At 64.9% G+C, this 8695-nt stretch carries 5 protein-coding genes; 2 read left to right on the top strand and 3 right to left on the bottom strand.

Features of this window, described 5'->3' with window-relative positions; all coding sequences use genetic code 11:
• Positions 1 to 122 precede the first annotated feature (122 nt).
• On the top strand, positions 123 to 1094 hold the full coding sequence (locus tag WG908_RS02645) for an efflux RND transporter periplasmic adaptor subunit (protein ID WP_340185020.1): 972 nt from the start codon (positions 123 to 125) through the stop codon (positions 1092 to 1094).
• 38 nt (positions 1095 to 1132) lie between these two features.
• Positions 1133 to 2482 carry a TolC family outer membrane protein gene (locus WG908_RS02650; RefSeq protein WP_340185021.1) on the top strand — a complete coding sequence of 450 codons (1350 nt, stop codon included), beginning with the start codon at positions 1133 to 1135 and terminating at the stop codon, positions 2480 to 2482.
• A gap of 43 nt (positions 2483 to 2525) precedes the next feature.
• On the opposite strand, the gene WG908_RS02655 is transcribed toward WG908_RS02650, so the two are convergent.
• Genes WG908_RS02655 through WG908_RS02665 form a run of 3 tightly spaced genes read right to left on the bottom strand, consistent with a single transcriptional unit; the run spans position 2526 to position 8560 of the window.
• Positions 2526 to 4577 carry a preprotein translocase subunit SecA gene (locus tag WG908_RS02655; protein WP_340185022.1) on the bottom strand — a complete coding sequence of 684 codons (2052 nt, stop codon included), beginning with the start codon at positions 4575 to 4577 and terminating at the stop codon, positions 2526 to 2528.
• Positions 4570 to 6723: a peptidase M50 gene (locus WG908_RS02660; protein ID WP_340185023.1), complete on the bottom strand. Its 2154-nt coding sequence runs from the start codon at positions 6721 to 6723 to the stop codon at positions 4570 to 4572. The genes WG908_RS02655 and WG908_RS02660 overlap by 8 nt, the downstream gene beginning before the upstream one ends.
• Before the next feature lie 7 nt (positions 6724 to 6730).
• A complete protein-coding gene (locus WG908_RS02665) occupies positions 6731 to 8560 on the bottom strand; it encodes a GAF domain-containing protein (protein ID WP_340185024.1) in 1830 nt (609 codons plus the stop codon).
• Positions 8561 to 8695: the final 135 nt, after the last annotated feature.

An 8695-nucleotide genomic window follows, 5' to 3' on the forward strand; every position in this document is an offset into this window, starting at 1 on the left:
GCTAGGCTGGCGATGCGGAATAAAAATGCGGATTTCCGCCCTTCCGCCAAAGATACAAGTCGCAAATTACTGCATCCGATAGCGGGCGCTGTCCGATGCCGTGCTTTGGGGGGGCTTGGTCGATGGATCGCAAGCAGGCTGTTGTTTTCGGTGGCGGTGCACTGGCGCTGATTGTCGGGATAACGCTTGTCGCGCGCAGTGGGGAAACACCCGCCACGCCCCGGGAAGCGCCGGTCCCATCCGCCACCGTCGCGACCGCCAAAGCCCCTGCCCCGACGGTTCCGTCCAACAGCGGCAACGCGGTGGCACCGCCCGGACTGGATGCTGCCCGGCCGGCCGATTGCCTGATCGAACCAAGTCAGGTCGTTCGCGTGAACAGCGGTGTCGAAGGCGTGGTCCAGAATATCTATGTCGACAGGGGCGATGATGTCCGGCGTGGGCAGGTCGTCGCCCAGTTGTACACCGATGTCGAGCGTGCCGCCGCCGCCGCGGCGCAGGCCCGCGCATCCAACCCCCACGCCGAGCGTGCCGCCGCAAGTCGCGCGGCGTATCTTGCCACGGTCAGCCAGCGATCGGACCAGGTCAGCCAGTATCTGGCCCGTGATGCCGTGGACGAAGCGCGCGCCAACGCGCAATCGGCGGCGGAGGAGCGCAAGGCCGCCGCGGAAGAGCAGCGGGTTGCGCGCCTGGAATATGTCCAGGCGCAGCGCGTGATCGGACAAAAGACCGTGCGCAGCCCTGTCAATGGGATCGTGACGGAGCGACGCATGGCCCCTGGCGAATATCGTGGTGCCGACGCGACTCATATCCTGACGATCGCGCAGGTCGATCCGCTGAATGTCGAAGTGTTCGCCCCCATCGCCCAACTCGACGCGGTGCAGGTCGGCGACGAGGTTTCGATCTTTCCCGAAGCGCCGGTCGGCGGAAAGTACCGGGCGCGGATCAAGGTGATCGACCGTGTTTTCGATGCGGCCAGCGGCACATTCGGGATGCGCCTCGCGCTGCCCAACCCCGGCAACAAGCTGCCCGCCGGGCTGCGCTGCCGGCTCGAAATCGATCGCAAACCCGCAAATAATGCCGCGCGGCCGGCGTAAACGGTCCCACTCAACAACCAGACAGGAGCTTGACGGGCATGACCAGGAAGCAAGCCTATTTCGCAGGTATCGCTGCATGCGCAATCCTGCCTTCGTCCGTCGGCGCCGAAACCCTGCAACAGGCGCTGGAAAGCGCATATCGCAACAACCCGACCATATCGGCCCAGCGCGCGGGCATCCGCGTCGCCGAAGAGGATGTGCCATTGGCGCGCGCCGCCGGGATGCCCACGATCGATGGCAGCGCCACCTATCAGGAGAATGTCCTTACGGGCAAACCGGCGCCGGGCGGATTCTTCTCGAACCCGGATCGCCAGTTTGTCGGCCAGCTCAACGCCAATGTTCCGCTTCTGGATTTCGGCGGTGTGCGCGGCAGCATGAGCGCGGCCAAGGCGCGGGTGGAGGCGAGCCATTTTGGCCTGATCAAGACCGAGGCGGACCTGTTTTCCGCCGTCGTGGGGGCCTATATGGATGTGGTGCGCGATGAGGCGGTCGTCGGTCTTAACCGCAACAATGTCGAGGTGATGCGCTACACCGTCAAGGAAGCGGTCGATCGCCGCCGCGCCGGCAGCCGGGGTCCGACCGACGTGGCGCAGGCCGAAGCCCGGCTGGCGCTGGCGGAAAGCCAGATGGAAACGGCCGGAGCGCGGCTCATTTCGAGCAAGGAGCAATATATAAGGCTGGTTGGCCATGCCGCCGAAAATCTGGAACTGCCGCCGCCATTGCCGCAGATGCCGGCTTCATCCACGCAGGCTGTGGAAACGGCGCTGGCCAACAATCCTGAAATAGCATCCGCGCGCGCGCAGCGCACCGCCGCCGGTTTCGACATCGATGTCGCCCGATCGCAGGCCTATCCCAAATTCAGTGCGATCGGCGGGATCAGCCAATATGATTATCTGGGGTCGCTGGCCCAAGGCACGGGGCCCCGCAACGGTGATCGCGGCACCACCGCCTTTGTCGGCGTGACGCTGAAAATGCCCATCCTGGACGGCGGCCGCAGCGGTGCGCAGACACGCCAGGCCCTCGCCAAGCAGGATGTTGCCGACAAGCAGGCGCTGGACGCCGAAGGCAAGGTCATTGCCGAAGCCCGCTCCGCCTTTGCCACATGGCAGGCCGCGACCCATGTGACCGACACCGCCCAGCGCGGCGTTGCCGCCAATCAGCAGGTGCTGGCGGGGATGCGCGCGGAAGTGGGCGCCGGGCTGCGCCCGCTGCTCGATCAGCTCAATGCCGAACAGGAACTGCTGAACGCCCAGGTCACGATGCTCACCGCGCGGCGCGATGCCTATGTCGCGGGCTTCGCGCTACTCGCCGTGATGGGCAGGGCGGACGCGGCGGACCTCAATTTCGACAAGACCATGCTCTATCAGCCGACCGTGAAGACGGATTGAGCGGGCAGCATCCACCCGTCGCCTGCGCCGACCCGCCTCCGTCTTAATCGCCGCCGCCAAAGGCCATGGTTTTGCGGAGCCGCTCCTCGGCCAGTTCCGTCTGCCGCCGGTCGGCCGCGTGGCGTTTCTCGGCATGGCGCTGCGCCAGCCGGCGCAGCATGTTCGCCTTGCCATCGAACAGCGGCCAGTTCCTGGCGGAAGAACCGACGATCCGGGCGGCGCGCGGCGCGAAGTCCCTATATAGCTGGTCGTCCAGCGCCGTGATCGCAATGGTGCTGCCGGGATCTCCCTGCCGCCCGGCACGGCCGAACAGCTGGCGATCGATCCGCGCGGTATCGTGAAAACCGGTGAGGATGACATGCAATCCGCCATGGGCTTTGGCCGTCGGGTTCAGCAGAATGTCGGTGCCGCGTCCGGCCATGTTGGTCGCGACCGTGACGGCCCCCGGCTCCCCCGCCTTCGCGATGATCTCCGCCTCCTCCTCGTCCTGCCGCGCGTTCAGCACCCGGTGCGCTATGCCCGCATGCGTGAGCGCCTGCGAGACGGCGTCGGAATCCGCGACGGAGCGCGTGCCGATCAGCACCGGACGCGCGCCTTCCTGCGCGTGCATCCGGGCGACTTCAGCGGCAACCATTGCCCATTTTTCCTGCGCCGACCGCACCATCGCATGACCGCGATCGCTGCGAAGATCGGGGCGGTTGCGCGGGATCACCACGACCTTCAGCGCATAATCGGCCCATAGTTCATCCGCCACTTCACCGGCGGTTCCGGTCATGCCGCTCAGCCGGCGATAGCGGCGGAAAAAGCGCTGATAGGTGATCCGCGCCATGGTGTTGCGGACGCCGGAAATATCCACCGCCTCCTTGGTCTCCACCAGTTGATGCAGCCCGCCTTCCCACGATCGGTCCGCCATCACACGGCCGGTGGATTCGTCGACGATCTGAACCTTGCCATCCGTTACGATATAGTCCCGATCGCGCAGGAACAGGCGTGTGGCGGAAATCGCCCGCATCGCCAGTTCCTCGCGCGCCAGCCGGATACGCCATTGGGTGTGCGGCAGACCCTGGGACAGTTCAGCAACTCTGTCCTTGCCATGCGCGGTCAGGTGGACCGAGCGCGTCGCTTCGGTCAAAATATAGTCGCGGCCTTCCTCCAGCATGGCGGCCAGTTCCAGTGCGGCGAGATAGACGCCATCGGCGTCGCCGGGCAATTCGGCCGAAAGGATCAGCGGCGTGCGCGCCTCGTCGATGAAAATCGAATCCGCCTCGTCGACGATTGCGAAATGCAGCCCGCGCATCAACAGCGGCTGCGTACCGTGACCGAACAGCTCTGCGATCAGGCGCCGCCCCTGCCCCCGCCTCTTTCCCAGCGCCGTCTGGTCGCGCAGATAGTCGAAGGTCATTTCCTTGTTCGTGCCATAGACGATATCGCATCCATAGGCGGCGCGGCGCTCAGGATTTTCCTGGCCGTTGACGATCAGGCCGCAGCGCAGGCCGAACCGTTCGATCACCGGGCGCAGGCCGTTGCAGTCCCGTTCGGCCAGATAGTCGTTCACGGTAAAGACATGGACCGGCATACCGGCCATCGCCGCGGTGATCGCGGGCAGCAAAGCGGTGATCGTCTTGCCCTCGCCGGTGGCCATTTCGGCCAGCCCGCCATCCAGCATCACCAGCCCGGCCATCAGTTGGACGGGGAAATGGCGCAGGCCCAGTTCCCGCCCGCTCACTTCGCGAATGAGGGCAAAGGCTTCGTCAACGGCCGCTTCGCCCAGCCGATCGCACATCAACCGTTCGCGCATCTCCATGCAGGCGGCATCGAGCGCCTGATCGGACAGGTCGGCAAACGCCGCGGACCGCAGGGCAATCCGCTGCGCGCGATCGAGCAGGCCTGCCCTGTCCCGCTGAACGGCCAGCATGAAGCGTCCCAGCAGGAGGTCGAGCGGCCGGTCCCACTTCCATGATGGCGCCGGCCCACGCTCGGCATAGGGCGCGATGACGGGGCGGGCATCGCTTCGCGCCTCATGCCAGAAATGGCGCGCCTTTTCGCGCAGCTTGTCATTGAACGCGGCCCAGCGCGAAAGCGTCGCCTCAACCATTGAATTGCGTCAGGAACAGCTGGCGCAGCCGGCGCATGAACTGCCAGCCGACCGGTTCCCAGCCCAGTTGCAAGCGGACATGAACGCGGGTGCCAAAGCGCGCATCGCGCAGTTGCCGCGGCAGGGAGACATCGAACAGGAACACGCGGCTGAGCGCGGTCAGCCCTTTCTCATCCCCCGGATCGGTGGGGATGCTTCCGCCATAGGTGGTGGACAGCGCCTCGCTCGGCAGTTCGAAGGTGCCGCCCGGTATCGCGCGGGCAATGTGCCCGTCCCAGCTGCGCCCCGGTGTGGACGCCAGCCAGAAACGCAACCCCCGCAGCCGCGCCCGCACAAGCTCGATGTCGTCCTGCGGCACGACCACCCGCGCCACCGCCGCATAGCCGGGCGTCACATAGCCCAGAAGCGTACCCTTTTGCACGTAGCGGCCGGGCAAATCCTGCGCCGGTGCCTGGGTGAGCATGAATGTGCCATCGGTGCCGGCTGTCAGGCCCAGATCCCCCAGCCGCTGTTCCTGAACGGCCAGCCTGCGGGAATATTCCCGCCATGCATCCTGGCTGATCTGCCGCTTGACCAGATCACCCGCCAGTTCGGCATCGGCTTCCACCTCAAGCTCACGCAAGCGCCAGCGAATCTGCTCGACTTCGGCCTCCAGCACCGGGTTTTCCGCCTGCATCAGCAGCGTCCCCCTTTTCACCTGCGCGCCGTCGGATGCCGCCAGCCGGGTGATGACGCCATCGGCGCCAGCGCGAACATGCGCCTCCTCCGGCAGCCAGACGATCCCCTGGGCATTGACGTGCAATGGCAGCGGAACAGCAAACAGCGCCAGCATGAGCGCGCCAACCATGCCGAGCGTGATCCGCATCGCCCGTTTCCGGTTGCCATGCAGTTGCGGGCTGGACACCACATGGGCAAACATCTTCCAGACCGGAAGGCCCAGCCCACTCCACAATGACCAGAGCGCGATCAACACCCCGACCACAAAATATTTCTGGGCGACGAACAGCGCGATGGCGATCAGCATCGTCATACGGGCGATCAGCGCGGCGGGGGCAAAGAAGAGGAACCATCTTTTCTCCCCCGGCGTGGCGTCGAACGGCAGCCCGCCGGGGGTGCGGAATATATATTTGTCGACCAGATGCGCCCAGAACCTGTTTGCGCGACTGCCAAGATTGGGAATCTCTATGAGGTCGGCCAAGATGTAATAGCCGTCGAACCGCAGAAACGGATTGCCGTTGACCAGCACGGTCGACACCCCGGCAATCAGCATGACGTTGAAGGCGATGGCCCGCGCCAGTCCCGGCTCCATCAGCACCCACGCAAAGGTTGCGAGCGCGGCGACAAACACTTCCGTAATCATGCCAGCCGCGCCGACCAGCGCACGCTGCCATTTGCTCGCAAGGATGCTGACATGCGAAGCATCGACATAGGGAACAGGCACGAGGATGAGCAGCATCACGCCCATTTCCCGCACTTCCCGGCCGAAATTCTTGGCCGCAAACCCGTGCCCCAGTTCATGGATGCATTTGACCAGCGGATAGATGAGGGCGATGAGCAGCAGATTGTCCGCCGCCAGCACCCGGTCCGCCAGATTGCCCGTCATCTCGTTCCAGTGGGCGCCGACCAGGAGCAGTGCGGGAACAACCACACTCAGCCACAGAAACAGGCCCGCGACGCTGAACAGGGGCGCGACCACATTCATATGGCGGGTCAGGAAACGGTCCGGATCGACAAGATTGAGCCGCACGGACATCGGGCTTTTGAGATTTTGCAGCCAGCGCTGGCGCCGCTCCTTCTTGAGCCGCTGATAGGCTTCGCCGGTGTCGGGCAATGTATCGCTCGCGAGCAGGTCCGCCGCATGTAGCTGTCCCAGCGCGGCAATGACGTCATCCTGACTGGGCGCATCTTCGCCCAGGCGCTCCACCAGCAATTCCCACAGCGCCTCGACCGTCGTCGATCCGTCCAGTCGGCCCGCCAGTTCATAGGCGCCCTTGGGGAAGCGGTGCGCCTTGCCAGATGCACCGTCGTCTATCACATACCAGACCTGCCCGCGATAACGATGCCTGCGCACCCGCACATGCCCCTTGAGCCGGGGGCGGAGCCGCGCGACCTGAAACCATGACGAACTGTGGAACGGATTAGCCATGATGCGCTCAGGGGATCCACTTCCAGAAGAACAGCTGGAGCCAGTTGCGCAGTCCGCGTGTCCATATCCACAGGTTCGATCGGCGGTCGATCGTCACCTTGGCAATGCCTTCCATGCCTGGACGCAGCGTCTTTGGCGCGTCGCTGTCCAGTTCGGCCTCGACCCGAAACGTGTTCTTCCCTTCCTGCGTCCCGGTTACGGATGAGATGCGGGTGACGACGAATGGCACGGTCCCCCCGGCAAGACCCGTGGGAGCAAAGCGTCCCTTCTGTCCCGGCCGCACATAGGTGATATCCGCTTCCTCGACATGAAGGACGACGCGAAAATCGTCGAGCGGCGCTACTTCGAACAATATCTCGCCCTCCTTGACCGGCGTGCCGACGAGTTGACTGACATCACCCGAAACCAGAACGCCTGATAGCGGCGCGAGAATATTGGTCCGTGCGAGCTTATATTCGATGAGGCGGAGCTGCGCTTGCGCCTGGCGCAGCTTGGCCCCGTCCAGATTCATGTTCGATCGCTCGTGCTTGGCGAGCGATTGCCGATATTCCCGGTCGAGCTGCTGCACTTCGCTTACCGAACGGGCATGGTCCAGCAGCAGGTCGCGATCGTCGAGCGTGGCAAGCAACTGGCCCTGCTTTACGACATCGCCCGCGCGGGCATGGGATTGAGCGATGAAACCGGAGAAGGGCACCGCCGCAGCGCGTTGCACCCGGCCCTCCAGCGCGGCATCGGCGCTGACACGGAACTGCGCGAGCGGCACGAGCAGGATCAGCAGCAACAGGAGAGCGGCAACGCCAAGCGCCTTGGCAAGCGGACGGCGGGGGCCGAACAATGCGCGCGCGCCGTCCATCATGTGCCGACGCGCGCGACCACCGAACCAGCGTTCCTCACGCAGTTTGAACGCCAGCAATTGCGCTGTCAGGCTCGCCACGCCCTGGGCGAACAGCAGATCGCGCGCAGCGAAAGTAACGCCTTCCGCATCGCGCTCCAGCGTAATGACCCCCACCGGCAGCCCGCGATCCAGCACCGGCACGGACGCGACCGCCGTCAACCCCCCGCCCGCAGCCAGACGGGCCTGTTGAAGCGTGATGAGGCGGTTGCCATCGGACGGCGGGACGCTGAGCGTTACGCCCTGATCCAGCGCCTCGTCCATCGCCGCCTCGATCGCTTCGGCGGTATCGGATTTCTTGCGAAACCATGCACCATGGGACATCGCGGCGAGAGACACCTTATCCTTGTAAACCTTGCCAAAGCTCACGCGCGAACATTCGAGCGCGACCGCCAGAGCATTGCACAGGCCGACCGCGGATTCATCGAAGCTTTCATGCTCCTCAATCGCCGCCAGCACATCCAGCGCAGCAATGGATGCGGCGTTTCTATCGGCCTGTTCGTTCGCCTGATGCTGCCATACGATAGACAGGATCCAGCCTACGCCCCAATGGAGTTCGCGCAATATCGGCTGCAACCGCTCCGCCGTTGCCCCTGTAATGACGAGCACGACCGCGCCATAGGTCCGCCCGGCGGCCGCGATGGGATAGGCGATGCCGGTCTGGGCGGGATGATCCGGGTCGTTTTCAACGACTGCCTGGCCACTGGCCAGCGTCTGTTCAGCCACTTTGCGCAGATGCGGGATATCCTGCGGCCCGGCGGGCCAGGAGGCCGCCGGCGCGAAGCTGTTCTCCTCCCCTTCCAGCACGACGAGCCCGGCGACGGCCCCAGGCGTGCGCGCGCATTGCAAATCCAGCCAGGCTCGGCAAAAGGACCCGGCATCGCGCGCGCTGGCCATCGATGCCCACAGCCGGGCATCGTCGGACGGTTCGGGTGTGGCAGGCATGGCTCTCAAATTATCATCACCCCCCAAACGCTTGCCCGCCTCATCCGGGGCTTCCCCAACCGTCAACCCGCCACGCGGGCACCGCGACCATGGACGCAAAAGCGCGTCCGGTCGCCATTTCCGCCGACGTCGTCC

This window comes from Sphingobium anseongense, from assembly GCF_037725245.1.
GTDB lineage: Bacteria > Pseudomonadota > Alphaproteobacteria > Sphingomonadales > Sphingomonadaceae > Sphingobium.

What these genes read in the sequence shown, in the direction of transcription:
- WG908_RS02645 (WP_340185020.1), top strand. Translation starts at nt 123, where the DNA reads ATGGATCGCAAGCAGGCTGTTGTTTTCGGTGGCGGTGCACTGGCGCTG.
- WG908_RS02650 (WP_340185021.1), top strand. Translation starts at nt 1,133, where the DNA reads ATGACCAGGAAGCAAGCCTATTTCGCAGGTATCGCTGCATGCGCAATC.
- WG908_RS02655 (WP_340185022.1), bottom strand. Translation starts at nt 4,577, where the DNA reads ATGGTTGAGGCGACGCTTTCGCGCTGGGCCGCGTTCAATGACAAGCTG.
- WG908_RS02660 (WP_340185023.1), bottom strand. Translation starts at nt 6,723, where the DNA reads ATGGCTAATCCGTTCCACAGTTCGTCATGGTTTCAGGTCGCGCGGCTC.
- WG908_RS02665 (WP_340185024.1), bottom strand. Translation starts at nt 8,560, where the DNA reads ATGCCTGCCACACCCGAACCGTCCGACGATGCCCGGCTGTGGGCATCG.